The sequence below is a fragment of the Nocardia sp. NPDC049737 genome (genome assembly GCF_040674755.1).
Classification (GTDB): Bacteria; Actinomycetota; Actinomycetes; order Mycobacteriales; family Mycobacteriaceae; genus Nocardia.
The window spans coordinates 99,942-122,365 of the sequence record NZ_JBFANH010000002.1 but is presented as its reverse complement, the minus strand read 5'-3'; the positions used below and the strand labels follow the sequence as shown (position 1 = coordinate 122,365).

General features: G+C 65.2%; 24 protein-coding genes. 6 read left to right on the top strand and 18 right to left on the bottom strand.

Going from position 1 to position 22,424, the window contains the following annotated elements:
- Positions 1-154: 154 nt before the first annotated feature.
- From AB0J47_RS03495 to AB0J47_RS03470, 6 genes are all read right to left on the bottom strand, one after another.
- On the bottom strand, positions 155-727 hold the full coding sequence (locus AB0J47_RS03495; protein WP_364340050.1) for an adenine phosphoribosyltransferase: 573 nt from the start codon (positions 725-727) through the stop codon (positions 155-157).
- A 37-nt stretch (positions 728-764) separates the two neighbouring features.
- Positions 765-2,468, bottom strand: coding sequence for an ABC transporter substrate-binding protein (locus AB0J47_RS03490; RefSeq protein ID WP_364340048.1), 1,704 nt, complete (start codon positions 2,466-2,468; stop codon positions 765-767).
- A gap of 24 nt (positions 2,469-2,492) precedes the next feature.
- A complete protein-coding gene (gene secF / locus AB0J47_RS03485) occupies positions 2,493-3,743 on the bottom strand; it encodes a protein translocase subunit SecF (RefSeq protein WP_364340046.1) in 1,251 nt (416 codons plus the stop codon).
- A complete protein-coding gene (secD, locus tag AB0J47_RS03480; RefSeq protein WP_364340044.1) occupies positions 3,740-5,473 on the bottom strand; it encodes a protein translocase subunit SecD in 1,734 nt (577 codons plus the stop codon). The genes secF and secD overlap by 4 nt, the downstream gene beginning before the upstream one ends.
- 151 nt (positions 5,474-5,624) lie before the next feature.
- Entirely contained in the window at positions 5,625-5,972 is a 348-nt protein-coding gene (gene yajC, locus AB0J47_RS03475; protein WP_364340042.1) for a preprotein translocase subunit YajC, read from the bottom strand.
- Positions 5,973-6,153: 181 nt separating this feature from the next.
- Entirely contained in the window at positions 6,154-7,644 is a 1,491-nt protein-coding gene (locus AB0J47_RS03470) for an NAD(P)/FAD-dependent oxidoreductase (protein ID WP_364340040.1), read from the bottom strand.
- Positions 7,645-7,741: 97 nt separating this feature from the next.
- Here AB0J47_RS03470 and AB0J47_RS03465 point away from each other — a divergent pair, with 97 nt between their 5' ends.
- Both AB0J47_RS03465 and AB0J47_RS03460 read left to right on the top strand, forming a co-directional pair.
- Complete coding sequence (locus AB0J47_RS03465; protein WP_364340038.1) at positions 7,742-8,392, top strand: TetR/AcrR family transcriptional regulator; 651 nt, start codon at positions 7,742-7,744, stop codon at positions 8,390-8,392.
- A gap of 150 nt (positions 8,393-8,542) precedes the next feature.
- A complete protein-coding gene (locus AB0J47_RS03460) occupies positions 8,543-9,115 on the top strand; it encodes a DivIVA domain-containing protein (protein WP_364340035.1) in 573 nt (190 codons plus the stop codon).
- 113 nt (positions 9,116-9,228) lie between these two features.
- Here the strand turns inward: AB0J47_RS03460 and ruvB are convergent, their stop codons facing one another.
- The 4 genes from ruvB to AB0J47_RS03440 form a co-directional block, all read right to left on the bottom strand.
- On the bottom strand, positions 9,229-10,314 hold the full coding sequence (gene ruvB, locus AB0J47_RS03455) for a Holliday junction branch migration DNA helicase RuvB (protein ID WP_364340032.1): 1,086 nt from the start codon (positions 10,312-10,314) through the stop codon (positions 9,229-9,231).
- Positions 10,315-10,320: 6 nt separating this feature from the next.
- The gene (gene ruvA, locus AB0J47_RS03450; protein ID WP_364340029.1) at positions 10,321-10,926 is read right to left on the bottom strand and encodes a Holliday junction branch migration protein RuvA; all 606 of its coding nucleotides are present in this window, start codon (positions 10,924-10,926) and stop codon (positions 10,321-10,323) included.
- On the bottom strand, positions 10,923-11,492 hold the full coding sequence (gene ruvC, locus AB0J47_RS03445) for a crossover junction endodeoxyribonuclease RuvC (RefSeq protein WP_364340027.1): 570 nt from the start codon (positions 11,490-11,492) through the stop codon (positions 10,923-10,925). Before ruvC ends, ruvA begins: the two co-directional genes overlap by 4 nt.
- Before the next feature lie 94 nt (positions 11,493-11,586).
- A complete protein-coding gene (locus tag AB0J47_RS03440) occupies positions 11,587-12,072 on the bottom strand; it encodes an MmpS family transport accessory protein (RefSeq protein ID WP_364340025.1) in 486 nt (161 codons plus the stop codon).
- Positions 12,073-12,249: 177 nt separating this feature from the next.
- Here AB0J47_RS03440 and AB0J47_RS03435 point away from each other — a divergent pair, with 177 nt between their 5' ends.
- Positions 12,250-13,719: an alpha/beta hydrolase-fold protein gene (locus tag AB0J47_RS03435; RefSeq protein WP_364340022.1), complete on the top strand. Its 1,470-nt coding sequence runs from the start codon at positions 12,250-12,252 to the stop codon at positions 13,717-13,719.
- Positions 13,720-13,753: 34 nt separating this feature from the next.
- Here AB0J47_RS03435 and AB0J47_RS03430 read toward each other — a convergent pair whose 3' ends face one another.
- Positions 13,754-14,749 (bottom strand): helix-turn-helix domain-containing protein, encoded by a 996-nt coding sequence (locus tag AB0J47_RS03430; RefSeq protein WP_364340020.1) that lies wholly within the window; start codon positions 14,747-14,749, stop codon positions 13,754-13,756.
- A 28-nt stretch (positions 14,750-14,777) separates the two neighbouring features.
- Between AB0J47_RS03430 and AB0J47_RS03425 the strand changes: the two genes are divergently transcribed.
- Positions 14,778-15,770: an NADP-dependent oxidoreductase gene (locus AB0J47_RS03425; RefSeq protein ID WP_364340018.1), complete on the top strand. Its 993-nt coding sequence runs from the start codon at positions 14,778-14,780 to the stop codon at positions 15,768-15,770.
- A gap of 7 nt (positions 15,771-15,777) precedes the next feature.
- Here the strand turns inward: AB0J47_RS03425 and AB0J47_RS03420 are convergent, their stop codons facing one another.
- Positions 15,778-16,029, bottom strand: coding sequence for a hypothetical protein (locus AB0J47_RS03420; RefSeq protein WP_364340016.1), 252 nt, complete (start codon positions 16,027-16,029; stop codon positions 15,778-15,780).
- Positions 16,030-16,345: 316 nt separating this feature from the next.
- Between AB0J47_RS03420 and AB0J47_RS03415 the strand changes: the two genes are divergently transcribed.
- Positions 16,346-16,552 (top strand): DUF5988 family protein, encoded by a 207-nt coding sequence (locus AB0J47_RS03415; protein WP_364340014.1) that lies wholly within the window; start codon positions 16,346-16,348, stop codon positions 16,550-16,552.
- Positions 16,553-16,736: 184 nt separating this feature from the next.
- Here AB0J47_RS03415 and AB0J47_RS03410 read toward each other — a convergent pair whose 3' ends face one another.
- The 4 genes from AB0J47_RS03410 to AB0J47_RS03395 form a co-directional block, all read right to left on the bottom strand.
- Complete coding sequence (locus AB0J47_RS03410; RefSeq protein WP_364340011.1) at positions 16,737-17,492, bottom strand: YebC/PmpR family DNA-binding transcriptional regulator; 756 nt, start codon at positions 17,490-17,492, stop codon at positions 16,737-16,739.
- A 113-nt stretch (positions 17,493-17,605) separates the two neighbouring features.
- Positions 17,606-18,256 carry a pyridoxal 5'-phosphate synthase glutaminase subunit PdxT gene (gene pdxT, locus AB0J47_RS03405; RefSeq protein ID WP_364340009.1) on the bottom strand — a complete coding sequence of 217 codons (651 nt, stop codon included), beginning with the start codon at positions 18,254-18,256 and terminating at the stop codon, positions 17,606-17,608.
- Positions 18,257-18,459: 203 nt separating this feature from the next.
- Complete coding sequence (locus AB0J47_RS03400) at positions 18,460-18,696, bottom strand: hypothetical protein (protein ID WP_364340007.1); 237 nt, start codon at positions 18,694-18,696, stop codon at positions 18,460-18,462.
- A 139-nt stretch (positions 18,697-18,835) separates the two neighbouring features.
- Positions 18,836-19,657, bottom strand: a complete 822-nt coding sequence (locus AB0J47_RS03395; RefSeq protein ID WP_364340005.1) for an acyl-CoA thioesterase II — start codon at positions 19,655-19,657, stop codon at positions 18,836-18,838.
- Between the two features lie 110 nt (positions 19,658-19,767).
- On the opposite strand from AB0J47_RS03395, the gene AB0J47_RS03390 reads away from it, so the two are divergent.
- Positions 19,768-20,394, top strand: coding sequence for a hypothetical protein (locus AB0J47_RS03390; protein ID WP_364340003.1), 627 nt, complete (start codon positions 19,768-19,770; stop codon positions 20,392-20,394).
- Between the two features lie 288 nt (positions 20,395-20,682).
- On the opposite strand, the gene AB0J47_RS03385 is transcribed toward AB0J47_RS03390, so the two are convergent.
- Positions 20,683-21,177: a hypothetical protein gene (locus AB0J47_RS03385; RefSeq protein WP_364340001.1), complete on the bottom strand. Its 495-nt coding sequence runs from the start codon at positions 21,175-21,177 to the stop codon at positions 20,683-20,685.
- Between the two features lie 233 nt (positions 21,178-21,410).
- Positions 21,411-22,313: a pyridoxal 5'-phosphate synthase lyase subunit PdxS gene (gene pdxS / locus AB0J47_RS03380; protein ID WP_040692437.1), complete on the bottom strand. Its 903-nt coding sequence runs from the start codon at positions 22,311-22,313 to the stop codon at positions 21,411-21,413.
- Between the last annotated feature and the right edge of the window lie 111 nt (positions 22,314-22,424).

Below are 22,424 nucleotides of genomic sequence, written 5' to 3'. Positions count from 1 at the left end.
ACGACATGACTCCGATCAACGGGGATAAGACCCGTCTAGATTAAACACATCCGCGGCTGTCGCGCCACTGATATTCCGATCACATGTTCTGTCCGCAACGCCGAGGCGACCGAGTAACCCACCTCGACTACCCGGTCCGCCACTAACGAGCGATCTAGACTCGCACGACCGAGCTCAATGGGTAATCGCCCTGGCGATCGCGGCCATTGAGGAAGCCCAACTCCAGAACGACTGCGGCCGCGACGATTTCGGCACCGGCGGTCTGGAACAGTTCCGCGGCGGCAGCCAAAGTGCCGCCCGTGGCCAGCACATCGTCGAGCAGCAGAATGCGCCGCCCTTTCAGATCGACACCGTCGGCCGGAATCTCGAGCGATGCGGTGCCGTACTCGAGGCTGTACTCACGCGAGATGACCGGCGGCGGCAACTTCCCGGCCTTGCGCACCGCCATGACACCGGTTCCCAGCGTCGCGGCAACGCCGGCGCCGATGATGAATCCGCGAGCATCGACGCCCGCAACCAGATCGGCATCGGGTGCGCACGCCGCGAGGCAGTCGATGACGGCCCGGAAGCCCTCCGGATCGGCGAATACCGGCGTGAGATCGGCGAAGCGGATGCCGGGAGAGGGGAAATCGTCACACCAGCGGGTCAGGCGTTCGACCAGTTCGGCCGCCTTGCCTGTCCGCTCGGCTAGGACGTCGTCCGATTCCACCGCCGCATGCTTGCTCATCGACACCTCTCCATGGTTACTCACCCACCAACACCTGTCACCGCTTCAACACCCAGCGGTCCATGTTCCAGCCAGTGCCCGCCTGGGTGGGCCCGGCTATGCCGTTGCGCAGACCGTCGCCGAACGCGATGGTGCGGGGCGTGACGAACAACGGAATGCTCGGCATCTCCGCCCACAGCAGGTTCTCGGCCTCGGTGCGCAGATTCAGCGTTGCGGTCGAGTTGTCGTCGCCCGCAAGCTGATCGGTGATCGAATCGTAGCGGCCGTTACCGAAGCGACCGAAATTGAGCCCGCTACCGGTGCGCAACGCACTGGTAGCCGCCACTCCGGTCCCGGATCCGGCCGGACCCGGGGCCGATGCGGTGCCGCCGAGGACGGCATCGACTTTGCCCTCGGTGAGCTGGGACGCAGTGAAATCGGCGGATCCGGCATCCACCACATTGATACCGGCCGGTTTGCACGCGTCCGCGATCATCTGCACGGTCTGCGTGCGCCGGTCGTCCGGCTTCACATATCCGATCCGAATTGTCGGCTTGGCCGCACCGGCGGCCGCGGCCGCCGTCGCATCACCGCCACGGTACTTGTCGGCCGCGCCGATGACGTTCGGGTAATACAGCGAATCCTGCTGCGTGATACGAGAATTCAGCACCGCGGTGCCTAGTCCGGTCTTCGGTGCGTCCTTGGCCTTGCCGAGTTTGTCGAACAGATCTTGGCGCGGCACACAAAATGCGAAACCGCGCCGCGCGTCGGCCGAGGCGAAGACTCCCGACGTACCCAGCACCAACTGCTCGACACCGCGCCCCGGCACGGTCCGAACCGAAAACCCGCCCAGATTGATGTCTTTCACCGATCCGGCGCCTATATCGACAACCCCGACCGCATTGTCACCGACCTTCGCTTTCAGATCGGCGGTCTTCGGATACACCACGATCCGCCCGGTCTCGGGCTTATTGCCCCACCAGCGCTCGTTGGCGACCAGCACCAGACCGTCCTCGGCGGAGTAGGAATCGATCCGATACGGCCCCGATGACGGGAACCGCGAAAGATCCACCTTGTCCGTGCCGATCGTCCACCCGTTGTTCCAGAAGTCGGCGATCCGCTGCAGCGACGCCTGATCACCGGATTGCACCGCCGTCACCACATTCGGCACATTCGCCACCCGAGCCGCCACATGCGCGGGCATCAACTCCCCCGCGGTGAACAGATCGCGCCACGGCAAGTAGTGATGGTCCGCGCGGAACACGACGGTGGCGTCCTTGGACCCGGGCTGACAGTCCACCCGCTCGATATCGGCGTATCCGGCGGTGCTCGCGGCATCGAAGAGCGGAACCTGGCCGCGGTCACCGGGTTTGGTATAGCGGCCACTGCGCGCGGCCCAGGCGAGCACCAGATCGTCACATGACGTCGGCACCCCGTCGGAGTACACCCCGTCCGCATTGAGCCGGTACTGCACCGTCTGCGCCTCGCCAGGCACCTCTTTCGCGGTGCCGACGTCGGTGTCGGCGACCTGCTGACCGTCCGGTCCGGTATAGAAGAACCCCGTCAACACCCGCGCGAATACCGCAGCCGAACCGCTGCTCGCACCGAGCGTGCTGCCGCCGTTATAGCTGGCGATCACCGAGTCGACGGCATAGCCGATGGAGGGCACCTGGTTCTGGCTGGAGCATCCGGCCATCACCGTGGCGGCCACGGTGCCCGCAGCCACCGCTCCGATCAGACGTGCCGCTAGCGACTGCTTCATATATGCAAACCCCTGCCGTCGGTGTCAGTGCCTGCGCTTGTTCCGCTTTCCGCTAGGACGGGCGCCCGGACGCGGAGCCTGTCCGACTTCCCGAACCGGTCGCGCACCCAATTCCCGACCGGTAGCCGCGACCGCGCGCCGCTCCGCCTCGGCTCCCGCGCGCGCCGAGGCCAGCCCGGCCCGCTTGTTGTGCACCTTCTTGCTGTGCGCCGCGACCGGCCCCCACCGCTCCTTGATCGACACCAGCAGCGGCACCGCGAAGAAGATCGACGAATACGCACCCACGATCATGCCGACCAGCTGTACCAGCGCGAGATCCTTCAGCGTGCCGACACCGAGCAGCCATACCGCGATCACGAGCATGCCGACAATCGGCAGGATGCCGATGACCGTGGTGTTGATCGATCGCATCAACGTCTGGTTCGCCGCGAGATTCGCCTGTTCGGCATAGGTGCGCCGGGTCGTATTGACCACACCGCGGGTGTTCTCCTCGACCTTGTCGAAGACGACGACATTGTCGTAGAGCACATAACCGAGGATGGTCAACAGACCGATTACCGCCGCGGGTGTCACCTCGAAGCCGACCAGGGAGTAGATGCCCGCCGTGACGATCATGTTGAAGAACAGCGAGGCGATCGCCGCGATCGACATATCCCGTTCGAAGCGGATCGCGATATAGACCATGGTGAGCGCGATGAACACGACCAGCGCGATCAACGCCTTCTTGGTGATCTGGCTACCCCAGGTCTCGCTGATCTCGGCGATGCTGATCGCATTGCGGGAAACGTTGCCGTCCTTGTCCTTCGGCTGGAAGGCGTTGAACAGCGCGGTCTGCAGCGCGTCGGTCTGAGTGGCGCTCAGTGTGTCCGAGCGCACCTGGATGGTCTCCGCAGCGCCGGATCCGACCTTCTGCACCGTCACCGGCGCGTGGCCGATGGCCTGGTTGTAGATGTCCTCGACCTTCTGCGTGGTGGCCGTGCCCGCCGCGGGCAACTGGATGCGCGATCCGCCCGCGAAGTCGATGCCGAGGGTGAATCCGCGAAGTCCGATACTCAGCAACGAGATCAGCACGAAGGCCGCGGTCAGCCCGTAGTAGAAACGCCGCCGACTGACGATCTTGAATCCGCCGGTACCGGTGTAGAGACGCTCGAAAACGCTGTGCTTGGGCGTCTCGAAATCGTTCACCTCATCGGCGAACGGCTCCAGGGTCGAGTCGGGCCCACCCGTCGCCGGCCCGCCACCCCGCATGGAATCGCTACGCGATGCTGTCCTCATCGTGCCGTCTCCTTAACCAGCGCCTCGCCGGCCCTGCGCTCCCTGGCCACTTCCTGAATCGCACCGAGCCCGTTGACCGACGGCTTCGCCCAGAACGATGAGCGGGAGGCCAGCATCATCAGCGGCGCGGTCACCAGGTACAGCACGATCACGTCGAGGACGGTGGTGATACCGAGGGTGAACGCGAAGCCCTTCACCTGACCGGCGGCCAGGATGTAGAGCACCACCGAGGCGATGAGGCTGACGGTCTTACCGGATAGGTTGGTGCGCTGGGCCCGCTGCCAACCGCGCGGCACAGCCGAACGGAAGCTGCGCCCCTCGCGCATTTCATCCTTGATGCGTTCGAAGAACACCACGAAGGAATCCGCGGTCAGACCGATACCGATGATCAGACCGGCAATACCCGCCAGGTCCAGCGTGAATCCGATCCACCTGCCGAGCAGCACGATGATGCCGTACACCGCGACACCCGAGGCGATCAGCGAGAATCCGGCCAGGAAACCGAGCATCCGGTAGTAGAGCAGGCAGTACAGCAGCACCACCGCGAGGCCGATCGCACCCGCGAGCAGACCCGCGCGCAGCGAGGACAGACCCAGCGTCGCCGAAACCGTCTCGGCCTCGGAGGTCTGGAACGACAGCGGTAGCGAACCGTACTTCAGGGTGTTCGCGAGTTCCTTGGCGCTGGCGGCGGTGAAGCTGCCGGAGATGGTGGTGCGTCCGCCCTGCTGCGGACCCGACTGCACGACCGGCGCGCTGACCACCTTCGAGTCGAGTACGAATGCGACCCGCTTGTTGATGTATTCACCCGTCAGCGTGGCCCAGGCATCGCTACCACCAGATTTGAATTCGAGGTTCACCTCATGGCGCGCCTGCTGCTGGTTGAGTCCGGAGGTGGCGTCCTTGATCTCCTGGCCATCGATGCGGCTCTTGTCCAGCAGGAAGATTTCCTTGCCGTCGGTGGAGCAGGTGACCAGCGGCAGATTCGGATCGTCGTTACCGGCGAGCGGATCGGACTTATTGCAGTCCATCGCGGCCATCGCGGCCTGCTGCACCGTGGAATCGGTGCTCTGCCTGGTCGCCTTGGCGTCGGCGATCTCCTTCTTCGCCTGTTCCTGCGGCGTCAGACCGCCGGGCGGTGCCGGCGGCGAGGTCGGGGCCTGTGCAGGGAACACGCGCGGCTGCGGGGTCGACTCCGCGGCGGGTGCGGACTCCGTGGTCGGCGCCGGCTCGGTGGTGGGCGCGGACTGGGTCGGCACGGTGCCATCCGGGTTGAGCTGGGTGGTGTCCGGAACCGTGCCCGGCGTCGCCGTCCCCGCGGTACCCGTCTGTGGCGTGGCCTTGCCGCCGACCGCGGGCACCGCCGACAGCACCGGACGGATGTAGAGCTTGGCGGTCGTCGCCAGCGCCTTGGCCTGACCACCGTCGTCACCCGGAACCGTGATCACCAGGTTGTCGCCGTCGATGACGACCTCGGAACCCGAGACACCGAGGCCGTTGACGCGGTTCTCGATGATCGTCTGCGCCCTGCGCAGGCTGTCCTGGCTGGGCTTGCTGCCGTCGGGGGTGCGCGCGGTCAACGTGACTCGGGTACCACCCTGCAGGTCGATGCCGAGCTTGGGGGTCGGGGAATGGTCACCGGCGAAGAACACCAGCGCATAGATCACGGCCAGCAGCACGGCGTAGACGCCGAGCAACCGGAGCGGATGCGCCGATCCCTGGGAAGGTGGCACAGTTCGTCATCTCCTAGGCGGAAGTCGAGGGTGGAACAGGCGGGCGCGCACGGCTGGGCACCCGGACGGATGGCCCGCGGCGATCTGGAGCGCGCGGGCTGGCCCTTTCGAGCGAGCTGCAAGAAATCGCTACGAGAGCCAGTAAAACCGATCAGTCCTTGGTCAGCCGGGTCTCGGTCTGCTGCGCGGACTCCTCGACGGAACCGGCCTCGGCCTCGTCGGTCACGGTCTCATCCGTGGTCTCGTCCTGGGTGCGCACATCGCGGATGGCCTGACGCAACCACGTGGTGATGACGTCCTCGGCGATCTCGAGATCGACCGTGGTGTCGTCGAGATCGACCACGGTTCCGTACAGACCCGACGTGGTGGTGACCTGATCGCCGACCTTCAGGCTTTCCTGCATGGTCGTGACCTTCTCGGCCTCGCGCTTCTGGCGGCGCACACCGAGGAACATGGGCACGAGCAGGGCTACCAGTAGGAGCGGAAACAGAAGTTCCATCGTCGAAGTCAGTCCCTAGTCTGTGGGTGGGAATGGGCTATTACCCCCAACAGTCTGCCAGCTCATGTCGTCACCACCACACCGGCACACCCTTGACGTCCCGGAATCCGGATCTCGAGGCATCCGAGACAGCATGAGCCCCGCGACCGAGCGACGGTCGCGGGGCTGCGCAACGGCCGTCCTAGGCGATCTTGCCGTAGGTGTAGTCGTCGAGCGGGAAGCTCACCGCCTCGCGGTGGGCATTGACGGTGCTGGTCGGGCGCAGTAGTGCGGCCTCGCCGTGCTGGTTGAAGTAGTAGCTGCGCGCGCTCGCGCAGTCGCCGCCGTAGAACACCGAGGAACCCAACTTCTCGGTGACGCGGTCCAGGAACCGAGTGTTGGCCTGCTCGGTCACCTCGAAGGTGGTCGCGCCGCGCCGGAACATCTCACCGAGCAGTCGGCCCATGTGCTTCATCTGGGCCTCGATGGTGGTGAAGTAGGACAGACCGCTGTAGGAGTACGGGCTGTTGAGGCTGAGGAAGTTCGGGAACTTCGGCACGGTGATGCCCTCGTAGGCCTGGAACCGGTTGTCGCGCCAGAACTTTCCGAGATTCACGCCGTCGCGGCCGATGATCTCGATGGCCGGGAAGTTCACATCCCAGAGGTTGAATCCGGTGGCCAGGATCAGCGTATCGATCTCGGTCTTGTGCCCGTCGGCGGTGACGATGCCGTCGGCCTCGATGTGATCGATCGAATTGGTCTCCAGCCGGACATTGGGCTGGTTGAACGTCTTGAAGTACTGATTGGAGAAGGTGGGGCGCTTGCAGCCGAAGTCGTAGTGCGGGGTGAGTTGCTTGCGAATCTTCTTATCGCGCACCTGCGCACGCAGATGCGCCTTGGCGAGTAGGCCCGCGGCCGAATTCAGCGGCTTGGCCTGCTTGAAGTGCAGCACCCCGACCACCATGAGCGCCTCGAGCAGACTGGTGTTGACCAGCCGCGCGGCCTTCTGAGTGGCGGGCACCCGCGCGAACAGCCGCTGCACCGGATCGGGAATCGCGGTGTCGATCTTCGGCACCACCCAGATCGGGGTGCGCTGGAAGACGGTGAGTTTCTCGGTCTTCTTCGCGGCCTCGGGTATCAACTGCACGGCGGTGGCGCCGGTGCCGATGATGGCGGCCTTGCGGCCGGTCAGGTCGAAATCGTCCTGCCACGCGGTGGTGTGGATGATCTTGCCCGCGAACGAATCGATGCCGGGAAACGGCGGTGTGTAGGGCTGGGAGAGGAAGCCGGTCGCGGTGAGGAGGTAACGGCCGGTGAGGGTTTCACCACCGGCGATGGAGACGACCCAGTGCTGGCGCTCCTCGTCCCAGCGGGCGCCGTCCACCACCGTTGCGAAACGCATACGGCGACGCAGGCCGTACTTGTCGGCGACGTGGGCGGCGTACTTCTTGAGCTCCTTGCCCGGCGCGAACAGACGCGTCCAATAGGGGTTGGGCTCGAAGGAATACGAGTAGGTCACCGAGGCGATATCGACCGCGAGACCCGGGTAGTGATTGACATGCCAGGTGCCGCCGAGGTCGTCCTCGCGCTCCAGAATGATGAAATTGCTCAGACCCAGCCGGTCGAGCTCGATACCCGCTCCCATGCCGCCGAATCCCGCACCGACCACGACCGCGTCGTATTGAGGCGCCACGTCGAACCTCCTACTTAAACATTCCATCGAGAATGTAGGAACCATCTCTCACAGAATGACATCTCATTCCGTTTGTGAACACCGTATCATCGGACAGGTGACGAAGCCATCCACCCGTGCGCCCCGCCCAGCGGCCGGAAATGCAATCCAGCGACGCAAGGCCGAACTGCGGCAGGAGATCATCGATACCGCCTTCGTCTGCTTCGCCGAGAAGGGCTATCACGCCACCGGAATCGCCGATATCGCCGGCGAATTGGGTATCGGCCATGGCACCTTCTACCGGTACTTCAGCAATAAGCGCGAGATCATCGACGTGGTCATCGACGATCTGGCCACCCGGATCATCGAGGCGCTCGGCACCGATAACGCGCCCGACGCCGCCACCTCCCTCGACGAATATCGCGCCCAGATAGATCGCATCGGCACCGCGCTCACCCGGATCCTGGTGGACGACCGACGGGTCGCCCAACTGCTGCTGTTCCATGCCACCGGTATCGATGACGAACTCACCGCCAGGCTCTACGGCCTGCTCGATATGGCCGATGCGCTCACCGCGGGCTATCTGTCGCACGGCGTCGAACTCGGTTATCTGCGTGCGGATCTCGATACCAAGTACACCGCCAAGGCGGTGACCGGCATGCTGCTCGCGGGCATCGTGCACGGGCTGCGCAATCCGGACGAGGCCGCAGTCCAGGCATTGAACGAGGCGATTCGACGGCTGCTGATCGACGGCGTGCGCAAAGACTGAAGTCCGGCAAATCTCCTGCGGCTACGTGAGCCGATTCCGGCTAGGGTGGGACCCGGATCGACCGGCCAACGGGGGCAACACGTGTTCGGCAGAGACCGCCTAGTTCGAAAAAACCGCATTCGACGCGAGCAGGGCAGCGACCCTGGAACAATGTCGCGGGTGACCCCCGACGACGTGAGCCGAATGCACTTCGCCATGCCACCTATGGGGCACCGCGGCTACCACGCCGATGAGGTGGACGCGTTCCTGGAACTGGTGTCGGCGACACTGGCCGGTCGGGGTGTGCTGACCGCCGACGATATCCGGCACGTCGCCTTCGATGCTCCGCGCTTCGGCGGACGCGGCTATCAGGCCGATCAGGTCGACGAATTCCTCGATCGGGTCCGCGTGGAACTGGAGTTCCGCCAGCGCGGCTCCCGCCCGGTCCCCGCCGGTGGCAACGGTTCCGGCCCCGCCGCGCTGCTCACCCCCGACGATGTGCACCGCATGCAGTTCACCCAGGCCGCTGTCGGCCGCCGCGGCTATGACACCGAAGAAGTGGATGCGTTCCTGGATCTGGTCGCCGCCACCCTCGCGCACGGCAGTCCCGGCAGTTTGACCGTCGCCGACGTCCGCGCTGTCCGCTTCACCGAGGCCCGCCTGGGCACCCGCGGCTACACCCGCGACGAAGTCGACGCCTTCCTGGATCTCGTCGTCACCGCCCTCGAAGCCAATCACCGCTGAACCGCGCTCGCGCCACAACGCAGATCAAGATCAGGTGGAATTCATGGCGGCATCGCCAAGCGACTAGCCGCCGCCACCAGTTCCACCTGATCTTGATCCGGGATTGATCCAGCTCAGTCGAAGAGGTCGAGGGTGGGGTGAGGTTCGCGGCCGCGGACTTCAATGGAACCGAAGACGAGATCGGGCGGCGGCACGAGGCCCAGGTGTTCCCAGGCGGCGGCGGTCGCGACGCGGCCGCGCGGTGTGCGCGCCACCATGCCCGCCCGGACGAGGAACGGCTCGCACACCTCTTCGACGGTCGCGGCCTCCTCCCCCACAGCGACCGCGAGGGTCGAAACACCAACGGGCCCACCACCGAAGCTGCGGACCAGCGCGCCGAGGACGGCGCGGTCGAGTCGGTCGAGGCCGAGGACATCCACGTCGTAGACCTCGAGTGCAGCCTGGGCGATGGGACGGGTGATCACGCCGTCGGCGCGAACCTCGGCATAGTCGCGGACGCGGCGCAGCAGGCGGTTGGCGATGCGGGGAGTGCCGCGGGAGCGACCCGCGATCTCGGCGGCGGCATCGCGATCGATGGTGACACCGAGAATATGGGCCGAGCGCTGCAGAATGCGCAGGAGTTCTTCGGGATCGTAGAAATCCATGTGGCCGGTGAAGCCGAAGCGGTCGCGCAGCGGTCCGGTGAGCGCACCGGAGCGGGTGGTCGCGCCGACCAGGGTGAACGGCGCGATATCGAGCGGAATCGAGGTTGCCCCAGGGCCTTTCCCGACGACCACGTCGACGCGGAAATCCTCCATGGCGAGGTAGAGCATCTCCTCGGCGGGCCGGGCGATCCGGTGGATCTCATCGATGAACAGCACATCGCCCTCGACCAGATTGCTCAGCATCGCAGCGAGATCACCCGCGCGTTCCAGCGCCGGACCGGATGTAATACGCAGTGCCGTACCGAGTTCGGCAGCAATGATCATCGCCATACTGGTCTTGCCGAGCCCGGGCGGGCCGGACAGCAGCACATGGTCCGGGGTGCCGCCACGCTGTTTGGCGCCGCGCAGCACCAGCGCGAGCTGTTCACGCACGCGCGGCTGGCCGATGAAATCGTCCAGGGACTTCGGGCGCAGATTGGCCTCGATCTCCCCGTCGGACTTCAGATAGCTCGCGCTGACCTGGGATTCGGTGTCCTGCTCGGGATCCTGATCCATCACATCTTACCGATTCTTCCCCAGCGAGCCGAGCGCCGCCCGCAGCGCCTTCGACGTATCGGCGGCGGGATTCTCGGCGAGCACCGCATCGACCGCGGGCTCGGCCTGTTTGATCGGGAATCCGAGTCCGACCAGCGCCTCGACGACCTGCTCGCGCACCGGCGTGAGCACCGGCGTCGGTGTGCTGCCGGGCGGACCGGCCTGCACCGGAACGAGATTCACCTTGTCACGCAACTCGACAACCATGCGCTCGGCGCCACGCTTACCGATGCCGGGAACCCGGGTCAGCGCCGCGACATTGCTCTCCGCCAGCGCCTTGCGCAACGCCTCGGGCTCGAGCACCGCGAGCACCGCCATGGCCAGCCGGGGGCCGACTCCGGAGACGGTCTGCAAAAGGCCGAACAGATCACGGGATTCGGTATCGGCGAATCCGAACAGCGTCATCGAATCCTCACGCACGATCATCGCCGTGAACAGCCGGGATTCCTCGCCGCGGGTCAGCGTGGACAGCGTCGCGGGGGTGACATTGAGCCGGTAGCCAACGCCCGCCGCCTCGATCACCACATGATCGAGCGCGATCTCGAGCACCTCACCGCGTACCGACGCGATCACCCGCGCACCACCTTCCGTTGTTCGGCAAGCCGCTGTGCATACCGCCGCTGGGCTTCGGCGGCACGCGCCTCGGCCTCGGCCATCCGCGCCATCAGCGGCGCCCGCCAACAATGACAGATCGCCAGGGCCAGCGCATCGGCCGCATCCGCCGGTTTCGGCGCGACCTGGAGGCCGAGAATACGCGTCACCATCGCGGTCACCTGAGCCTTGTCCGCGGTGCCGTTGCCGGTGACCGCGGCCTTCACCTCGCTGGGGGTGTGGAAGGCCACCGATATCCCCCGGCGCGCGGCCGCCAGCGCGATCACTCCGCCCGCCTGCGCGGTTCCCATCGCGGTGCGCACATTGTGCTGCGCGAATACCCGCTCGATCGCGACCGCGTCGGGTTTATGGGTATCCATCCAGTGTTCGGCGACGTCGGCGACACCCATCAGCCGGTGTGCCAGGTCCATATCCGCTGGTGTGCGCACCACGTCGACGTCGAGCGCCGTCACCTTCCGCCCCAGCCCGCCCTCGACGATGCTGAGGCCGCACCGGGTGAGTCCCGGGTCGACGCCCATCACCCGCACACGATCCCCTCTCGAAGGCACGAACAACTGTTCGAGAGTCTAGTGGACGGGCACCTACCATTCACCAACGACACGGTGGCCGTCCGGGATTCGGCTAGTTGAACGAGTGGTAGCAGCTCACATACGCGTAGGTGCCGGAGTCCGAATCCTCGACGACTACCTTGCCGTCCTGCAGGATTCGGCAGGTCACCGTGCCGCCGTTGGATCCGCTGACAGTCGCCGACACCCGGCCCGTGCGGACATATCCGGTGACGGTCACGCCCTTCGTCCACGGCAGCGGCGAATCATCCGCCTGGTTGGTGTCGAAATCGCCAGTGTTGTAGGAGATATCGGCGGTGCCGGAGCCGATGACCTCATAGGTGATCGAAGTTTCCTTCTTGGACTCCTTGTCGATCCGATAGATGACGGATCCGAATACCGCGACGCAGCCGCCGACGGTGAGCACGATCGCCAGGAAGACGCCGCCGAGGACCCATGGCCACACCGGCTTGCCCTTGGGCGGCTGCGGCGGATATCCCGGGTAGCCCGGATACCCCTGCCCCGGATAACCCGGGTACTGCGGCGGTGGTTGATAAGTCATGTGCCCCCTCCTGAATCCCTGCACGACCGGCTACTGGACTTTACCGGACACGACTGTTCGGAGACCGGTTCACCTGTGCGGTTATCGACCTGCCATCGACCAGCGTTTCCGGGGCGCCCAGGTTCATCGGAGCGAATTCACAGGCTTTCTCGAGGAACGGTCTCGACAATGCCCTAGGTGCCCGTAGTCCGTGCCCCGCTCGCCGCACCCGCGACCCCTGTGACACCGCCACCACCACCGCGGTTGCCTTCGGCGAATCTGAATCCGAACTATCAGAACGGTTTTCACCACGGCATCTCGCTGCTGCACGGCTGGCTGCCGGTGACCGTCGAATTGGTCGCGGTGGCCGCATTGATCCTGGCGGTCGGCTGGCGGACCCGGCGCTGGCGGCTGGTGCTGCTGCCGGTCTGCGTTGCACTCGGTGCGGGGGGCGCGGTGGCCGCGTGGGCATATGTGAATGATCAGGGGCTGGCCTCGGATCCGGCGCCGGTCGAGTTGTGGGCCTGTGTCGGCGTCGCGGTGGCGGCCATCGCGGTCGCCGCGCTCGGCTGGCGCAGTGCCAGGTGGTGGCGGCGCGGCGTCTCGGTGCTCGCCATTCCGTTGGCACTGTTGAGCACCGGCATCGTGCTCAATCAGTGGGTGGGCTACTACACCACCGTGCAGTCGGCGTGGAATGCGCTCACCGCGGGTCCGCTGCCGAACCAGACCGATATCGATGCGCTGCCCGGACTGCGCAATACCAATGTCAGCACCGGCAAGATCGTGCCGGTGCAAATTCCGGACGCGGCCAGCGGTTTTCCGCATCGAACCGAATATGTGTACCTGCCGCCGGCCTGGTTCGCCGGTCCGACGCCACCGACACTTCCGGTCGTGATGATGATCGGCGGCGAATTCAATACGCCCGCCGACTGGATCCGCAGCGGCCAGATCATGCCCGAGGTCGACAAGTTCACCGCCGCCAACGGCGGGCGCGCGCCGATTCTCGTCTTCGTCGATTCCAGCGGCAGTTTCAACAATGACACCGAATGCGTGAACGGTCCGCGCGGTGATGCCGCAGATCATCTGACCCGAGATGTGCCCAGTTATATCGAATCTCGGTTCGGCGCCTCCGCGGATCCGGCGAACTGGGCGGTGGTCGGCTGGTCCATGGGTGGCACCTGCGCGGTCGATCTGGCGGTCATGCATCCCGAATTGGTGCGCACCTTCGTTGATATCGCAGGCGACCTCGGTCCGGCCTCGGGCAATAAGGAACAAACGATCCGAAGGCTTTTCGGCGGCGACGCCGACCGCTGGGCCGCGTTCGATCCGCTCACCGTCATGGCCGAACACGGCCCCTACACCGGCACGGCAGGTCTGTTCGACGATCTCACCCCGCCCAAGTCCGGTCCGGGATCCCATGGCGCACATCAGCAGTCCGCAGTCGCAGAAGATGACAACGTCGGCATGGGCGGCCACGACGGAGTTTTCGACACCGGTGAGGTCGGCGCCGCCGAAAAGCTGTGCGACGCAGGGCATGCAGTCGGCATCGATTGCACCATCCACACCACCCAGGGCGGCCACACCTGGCAATTCGCCTCGGCCGCGTTCATCTCGTCGTTCCCCTGGATCGTCGCCCGCGTCGGTCTTCCGGTACCCGACGCGACCTGAAACCTGTTGCGGGGTTGATGAATCGAGTCGCCGCTCAGCCCAGCGCTTCGGCTGGCACGACCGACTCGGCGCGGAAGGTTCGGCGATAAGCCAACGGGGATATGCCGATGGAATCGTGCAGGTGTTGGCGCAGTGAGCTGCCGGTGGCGAAGCCGACTTCGCCCGCGATGCGGTCCACGGTCAAATCGGTCGATTCGAGGAGGTGGCGGGCCCGGAAGACGCGCTGTTGGATGAGCCAGCGCCCGGGGCTCATGCCGACCTCGTCACGGAAGCGGCGGGCGAAGGTGCGCTTGCTCATTCGGGCCTGGACGGCGAGATCGTCCATGGTCAAAGGCAATCGGAGGTTCTCGAGTGCCCAGTGCCGGGCGGCCGCGGTGCCCGCCGAGGTCGATGGCGGCACCGGCTGTTCGATGTATTGCGCCTGGCCGCCATCGCGCCACGGCGGCACGACGCAGCGGCGCGCCACCGTATTCGCGACCGCACTGCCGTGGTCGCGGCGCACCAAGTGCAGGCAAAGGTCGATGCCTGCCGCCGCGCCTGCCGAAGTGAGCACGTCATCGTCGTCGACGTAGAGCACATCGGTATTCAGCCGCACCCGCGGAAAGGTGCGCCGGAACAGTTCGGCCACATTCCAGTGCGTCGTCGCGGGACGACCGTCGAGCAATCCGGCGGCGGCGGTCACGAATGCCCCGGTACAGATCGACACGATGCGGGTGCCGGGACGGATGTGCGTGAACGCCGCGGCCACCGCGGGCGGCAGCGTGCCATCGAGCGTCATATCGATATCGCAGGCCGGTATCACCACGGTATCGGCGGTCGCCAGCGCCCGGCTGTCATGCTGGACGGCAATGGCGAAATCGGACCGGCTCGGCACCGGTGCGCCATCGATCGAGCAGGTGCTCACGTCGTACAGCTGCGCGACAGTACTGAAGACCCGGCTCGCAATCCCGAGCTCGAACGGATAAACCCCGTCCAATGCGAGCACGACCACCCGGTGTCGCGCCGCCTGCACATTCGAGGTAGCGACCATGGCACGATCATATCGAATATTGGCAATCATGCCATTTTCTGTGGCCGGCGTCGACGGCAGGCTGAACAACATGAACGACACCACCATGTGGGCGATCAGCCAAGACGTGATCGGCGGCCCCGAGGTCCTGACCGAAGTCGAACTGCCCATCCCGACGCCCGGGCCCGGCGAGATCCTCGTCCGGGTGCGGGCAGCCGGTCTCAACCCGACCGATTGGCGGCATCGCGGCGTCTCGGGACTCTTCCTCGGCGAACCACCCTTCGTGTTGGGTTGGGATGTATCGGGTGAAGTGGCGGCCACGGGTATCGGTGTCACCCTGTTCGAGCCGGGCGACGAGGTCTTCGGCATGCTCCCCTATCCGTACGGACACGGCGCCTTCGCCGAATACGTCGTCGGCCCCGCTCGCGCCTTCGCCCCGAAGCCGGTGAACCTGGACCACATTCAGGCCGCAGCCATACCGTTGGCCGCCCTAACCGCCTGGCAGGCCATCGTAGATACCGCGAACCTGCAAGCTGGACAACGCATCCTGATCCATGCTGCGGCGGGCGGCGTCGGACACTTCGCCGTTCAGATCGCCAAGGCGCGCGGCGCACACGTCATCGGAACTGCGAGCGCGGCCAACCACGAATTCCTCCGCGAAATCGGCGCGGACGAGACAATCGATTATCGCACAACCGATTTCACCGAGACGGTGCACGGTGTCGACGTCGTGCTGGATTCGATCGATGACCAGAACAGCCTGCGCTCCCTGCGCACGCTCCGTCCCGGCGGTCTGCTGGTCTCGCTGCGCGCCTTCGGCGCAGTCGAATTAGCTACCGAGGCAAAGCAATTGGGAGTCCGGGCAGTACGCATGCTGGTGCAGGACGATCACGCCGGAATGATCGCGCTCGCAAAACTCGCCGAATCCGGGGCATTGCGTCCGGCCGTCGCCGGGGTCTACCCGTTCGAAGAGGTGGCGAAAGCGCACGCACTCGGCGAAACCAGCCGCACTGTAGGCAAATTGGTCCTCACGGCGCCGTGAACGCGGATCAGCGCTTCTTACCGTGGTCGATCAGAATTTCGGCGCCCCACCACGTCAGGCGTCCGGCAATCGCCACGTATAGGAAGATCGCGAAGTACACCAGACTGGCGCCATAGTCGGCAGCCCAGCCGGGCATCCGGTTCACCGTGGCGAATGCGGGGATGAGCAGGATCAGTCCAGTCGCGACCGCGAGCGGGGCGAGGGTGATATTCAGGTCGGTTGAATCGCCGGGATGCTCGTCGGCAAGGGATCGACGCATGATGGCTGGTCTCTTTCTGGGCGGGACAAGTTCTCGGTGCGCAGAGCCTGATCGGGTGGCCGCGGCATTGTGTCGCAGCACTCGATTCTGTTATCAGCAATCTGACCGCAACCGTTACACCACCGCGATCGGCCCCTATGATCAGATTGCCGCACATCCAGGAAATGCCATCAGCTAATCAATAGCAATCATTGGCCGGTCAGCGAGGCGATATCAGCTACCGCCCCGGGCCGGGGCCTCGGAATCCACCCGAGACAATGCGGGCATTCGGCCACGTTCGTGGCGTGCATCACATTCGAGACATACCATCCGAAGGATGAGCAATGTTTCGAAGGCTGTCCTAGAAGGTGGGCCGAAAGACTTGCCCGCTCGCATCGTTGCGATCACGCCGCCCGGCGTCGAGCTCAAAGTCGAATACCGTGGCGGATACGAGCACTTCAAGGTCACCAATCGGGAGGCCGATACGCCCGAGGGGCGGCTGCGGGTCTACGAGTGGTCCGATCGGACACGAATCGCGGAATAACCGCCGCGCTCCGGATGCGAAAGGCACTCGGGGCGGTCCGCATCTCTGCGAACCGCCCCGCGGCGCCGATCATTGATGTCCCGCCGTCAGTCCTGTTCCAACTGGGCATCAACCTCGTCGGAGATGTCTACCATCGGATGCAGTGACGTTCTGTACGTCAAAGTGACCGATGCACCGACAAACGTCAGTCCTGCTCCAACTGGGCGCCGACCTCGTCGGAGATGTCTACGTTGGTGTAGACGTTCTGTACGTCGTCGCTGTCCTCGAGCGCGTCGACCAACTTGAATACCTTGCGCGCGCCATCGACGTCGACGGCGACCGATACCGACGGCTGGAAGCCGGATTCGGCGGAGTCGTAATCGATTCCGGCATCCTGCAGCGCCTTGCGCACCGGGAACAAATCCGATGGCTCACTGATGACCTCGAAGGACTCACCGAGGTCGTTGACCTCCTCGGCGCCAGCGTCGAGCACGGCCACCAGCACGTCGTCCTCGGACAGCCCGTTCTTCTCCAGGGTCACGATGCCCTTGCGGTGGAACAGATAGGAAACCGAACCCGGATCGGCCATATTGCCGCCATTGCGAGTCATCGCCACGCGCACCTCGCCAGCGGCGCGGTTGCGGTTGTCGGTGAGGCATTCGATCAGCACCGCGACACCATTGGGGCCGTAGCCCTCGTACATGATGGTCTGCCAGTCGGCGCCGCCGGCCTCTTCACCGCCGCCGCGCTTGCGAGCACGCTCGATGTTGTCGTTCGGAACCGACGACTTCTTCGCCTTCTGGATGGCGTCGTACAGCGTCGGATTTCCCGCGGGGTCACTGCCACCAGTGCGGGCCGCCACCTCGATGTTCTTGATCAACTTGGCGAAGAGCTTGCCGCGCTTCGCGTCGATCCCCGCCTTCTTGTGCTTGGTGGTGGCCCATTTGGAGTGGCCGCTCATTCCCTACTTCCTCCAGTCGACAGCACGTTTGATCGTGCGCACGGTACCCGCACCGGCCGGGTAGACAACTCTCTCAGCCTACTCGTCCGGTTACGGCGAGTTCCTATGGGCGACTACTGGACGTCGCGAACCAGATCGACGAACATCTGGTGCACCCGCAAATCGCCGGTGACCTCCGGATGGAACGACGTCGCGACTACCTTTCCCTGTCGCACTGCGACAATGCGCCCGGCGGCCGGGCCACTGGGAACCGTCGCAAGCACCTCGACACCCGCGCCCACCCGCTCCACCCACGGCGCCCGGATGAACACCGCGCGCACCGGGCCGTCGGTCAGCCCGGCGAAGTCCAGATCGGTCTCGAACGAATCGACCTGACGTCCGAATGCATTGCGCCGCACCGTCATATCGATACCGGACAGATGCTTGGCATCCGGGCGGGTGTCGAGCACTTCGGAGGCGAGCAGGATCATCCCGGCGCAGGATCCGAAGGCGGGCATACCTTCCCGCAGTCGCGCGCGCACCGGTTCGAGGAGTTCGAAGACCTCCAGCAGCTTGCTGATCGCGGTCGATTCGCCACCGGGCAGCACCAGCGCATCCACCGCGGCCAGCTCGGAGATGCGACGCACCAGCACCGGTTGCGCACCGCATTCCGCGAGTGCGGCGACATGTTCGCGCACGTCACCCTGCAAGGCCAGCACGCCGATGGTGGGCCGGTCGGGACTGCGCTGCGCGCCCGTTGCGGGCGAGGCGACCGATGCGTTCACGCCATGAGCTTACGAGGCGCGCTACTGTGGCCCTGCTCACGGTGGTAATCGGCGTCGCATTCACCATCGCGCAGACCGGCATTGAGTCCGGGCGCTGCCCAGTCAGCGACGAACTCGAACGCGAACTACGTCGGATGACCGAAACCGTGGCGTGCCACCCGTGCATCCATGTGGCCAGCGCCCGACGAGACGCATCCGGCCGGTCAGCTGGTGAATTTGCAGCTCTGGTAGCCGGAGCTCACGTAGGTGCTGGCACCCGGATCGAGGTAGATCGAATCCCCTTGACCGTCCGTCCTGGCGTACAGCCAGACCGTCGCATTCGTCTGGTTGTCCGCCGCTCCCCGGCCGATGGCTATGTTGTAGGTCCGGTACTCGTCCGGATTATCGATCCGGTCCGAATAGCCAGATCCGTTCTGGTAGGAAAAGCTCCCGACAGCCACATTCCTGCCTCCATTCTTGACGCATTGAAACCGTCGTTCCTGGTCGGCGACTTCTTTGCGCGGCAGTCTACGAGCCGCCCGAGCAAAATACAGACCGTTCGGCATTTCCCGACACTGGGAAAACTGAGCGTTTCGGCGCTCACTCCCCGCGTAAGGTGCGAATCAAGCCCTCTTGCACAACCGCGGCAACCAACTCGCCCGCGCGGTTGAAAATCTTGCCGCCGGTCAGTGCACGACCGAAGCCCGCGGACGGCGAGGACTGGTCGTAGAGCAGCCACTCGTCGGCACGGAACGGGCGCAGGAACCACATGGCGTGATCGAGCGAGGCGTTCTGGGTCGGCTCATCGGGGTGAGTGACCTTGGAGGAGCCGAGCAGGGTCATATCGCTCATGTAGGCGAGGGTGCACACGTGCACGACCGGGTCGTCGGGCAGCGGATGCCGGTAGCGGAACCACACCTGCTGCGGGGAGACGACGCCGTCACGGCGGGTCACCACATCCTGGGGCACGGTGCGGATATCCCAGTGCTCCCATTCGCGCATCGCCCACAGTCGCTCGGGACTCATCGTGGTGCTGGCATCGGGAAGCTCATCCGGCCCCTGCACCTGCGGCATCTCGTCCTGGTGTTCCGGACCCGAGTCACCGACATGGAACGACGCCGACATGGTGAATATCGCGGCGCCGTCCTGTACGCCGGTGACCCGGCGGGTGCAGAAGGACCGGCCGTCGCGGATGCGCTCCACGAGGTACACGGTCCGCTCTTCCGGATTGCCCGGCCGCAAGAAGTATCCGTGCAGCGAATGCACCTGGAACCGCGGCTCCACCGTCCGCACCGCCGACACCAGCGCCTGGCCGGCAACCTGTCCGCCGAATGTGCGCACGAGCTGGGTCTTGGTGGACGCGCCACGGAAGATGTCCCGCTCGAGCCGCTCGATCTCCAGCGCCTCTTCGATTGTCGCCATGAGGCCGAGATTATCCCGAGCGCTGATGCGGCCTGTCGGTGACCTCTCGGCAATGTCCGTGTCCGCCGCCCAGAACGGGGTTCGACAGCATCGTTTGATGGAATGGATCGGTGCCGCATTTCGATCCGATCACCCTGGACGGCCTCGTCGAACTCGTCGTCGACCGTATCCGCGAGCTGGGCGGGCGGGTGCTGATCGCCATCGACGGTGCCGACGCCGCCGAACCCGTCACGATCGCGGACCGAATCGCCACCGCACTGCGTGACACCGGACGCACCGCCGAGGTCGTCGCGCTGCACGATTACATCCGCCCCGCCTCGCTCCGCATGGAATTCGGCCGCACCGACGAAATGTCTTATCGCACTGCCTGGTTCGATTACGCCGCACTCGACCGCGAAGTCATCCGAGCGCTACGCCACGACACCCGTTGGCTCCCGGCACTATGGGACGAGGCACGCGACCGCTCGGCCCGCTCTCCCATCCGCACTGCCGCCCCTGACACCGTCCTGTTCGTCGCGGGCCCCATGCTGTTGGGCCGCGGCCTCGACTTCGATCTGACCGTCCACCTCGACATGTCCCAACCGGCCCTACACCGCCGCACCCCACCCGATGACCGGTGGACCATCCCCGCCCTCCTCCGCCACGACCGCGACAACCCCAGCATCCCAAGCTTTTTCATCCGCTGGGACCACCCGGATCGTCCGGCACTCCGAATAGACGACACCACTCGTCGGTAGTCGTACAATCCCAGAACACTGGCCGCCCCTCCTTGCAATTTTGTTCGGTGACAGACATTTCCGCTATCCATATTTAGATGCGCATATCTACGTATCAATATGTCTGTACACCAGGAGTCGATTCCCTTCTGGGGATCCGTTCCCCTGCGGGAGCCCGTAAGGGGCGCGAAACCCTAGGAAGAGTGCGAATATTCGCGATGGAAGACGCAGTGAGGCGGTGAGCAGGATGCTCACCGCCTCGAATCACCTACTCCCCCGGCCGAACCCACCCGCGGCCGGGATCAGGGACTAACCGCAGGCCGTCGACTGCTGACCGAGATTGGTCAACATGGTGCAGGCCCAACTCTTTTCGACCTTCCACTTACCATCCTCGGCTACGAAGGGCACATCGACGATGTTCTCCTGGCCGTTGATGGTGAACTTCGACTTGGCATTGAGTGCGTCGCCGAAGGCGCTCACCTCGATAACCTCGGCTTTGGCGCCCGCCTGCTGGTAGGCCTGCGCCAAGCGGTTCGGCAGTTCCGGATCCGCGGTCGCGCCTTGCACCAGATCCAGCTTTTCCGAACTCGGTACCGACGGGTCCAGCGCACGGAGCAACTGAGCGTTGAGGTCGGCGACGCTCGGGGTCGGCGGGACGTTCGCATTCGACCTCGTGACGCTGGTCGAGGATTTGGTCGGCGTGGTCGCGGTCTTCGAGTCATCGCTGCCACACGCCGACAGGCTGAGCGCGGCCACGGCGGCCAGACCCGCGATCGCGATACGTCCGGTCTTACGAAGCTTCAACTGATCATCCTTTGCCGTTCGGACAGTCCGTGACCCTGGCGGTGCCGCGCGAACTGCCCGCACGGCCGTCGACGTACACCGAATTCCGAAGCTAGCCACCAACTCTGTGGCGGGCATAAGACAACTGTGAGGGCCGCGACAGCTTCTCCCCCCCTCGCACAGAACGAGCAACGCCCGCGGCAGTGGATCAAGCAATCCCGGTGCCGCGGGCGTCGATTCGATTCAGCGGTCGATCACCAACCGCGCTCGGCCAGCCGGTGATCGACCGGCAGCTCCTCGACATTGATGCCGACCATGGCCTCGCCCAGACCGCGCGAAACCTTCGCCAGCACATCCGGGTCGTCGTAGAAGGTGGTCGCCTTGACAATGGCGGCGGCGCGTTCGGCCGGATTGCCGGACTTGAAGATGCCCGAGCCGACGAAGACACCCTCGGCGCCGAGCTGCATCATCATCGCGGCGTCGGCGGGGGTGGCGATGCCGCCCGCGGTGAACAGCACCACCGGCAGCTTGCCGGTCTGGGCGACCTCCCGCACCAGCTCGTACGGCGCCTGCAGCTCCTTGGCGGCGACGAACAGCTCGTCCTCCGGCAGCGACGACAGCTTGCGGATCTCGGCGCGAATCTTGCGCATGTGGGTGGTGGCATTGGAGACGTCGCCAGTGCCGGCCTCACCCTTCGAGCGAATCATGGCCGCACCCTCGGTGATCCGGCGCAGCGCCTCGCCCAGGTTGGTGGCACCGCACACGAACGGCACGGTGAAGTTCCACTTATCGATGTGGTTGGCGTAGTCGGCGGGGGTCAGCACCTCGGATTCGTCGATGTAGTCGACGCCGAGGCTCTGCAGGATCTGCGCCTCCACGAAGTGGCCGATACGCGCCTTGGCCATGACCGGAATGGAGACGGCGGAGATGATGCCGTCGATCATGTCCGGATCGCTCATCCGGGAGACGCCGCCCTGTGCGCGGATATCGGCCGGAACACGCTCCAAGGCCATCACCGCGACCGCGCCGGCGTCCTCGGCGATCTTGGCCTGCTCGGGGGTGACGACATCCATGATCACCCCGCCCTTGAGCATCTCGGCCATCCCGCGCTTCACGCGGGCGGTGCCGATGGTGTTGGTGGTCTCGGGCGTGGTCACGGCAAACTCCTGAGTCATGTGCGCCAATCGGGTCGCTTGGAACTAACGCCACCGATTCTAGGCGGGCCGATCAGGCCACTTGATAGCCAGTTGGACAGCACTGGCCTTGCC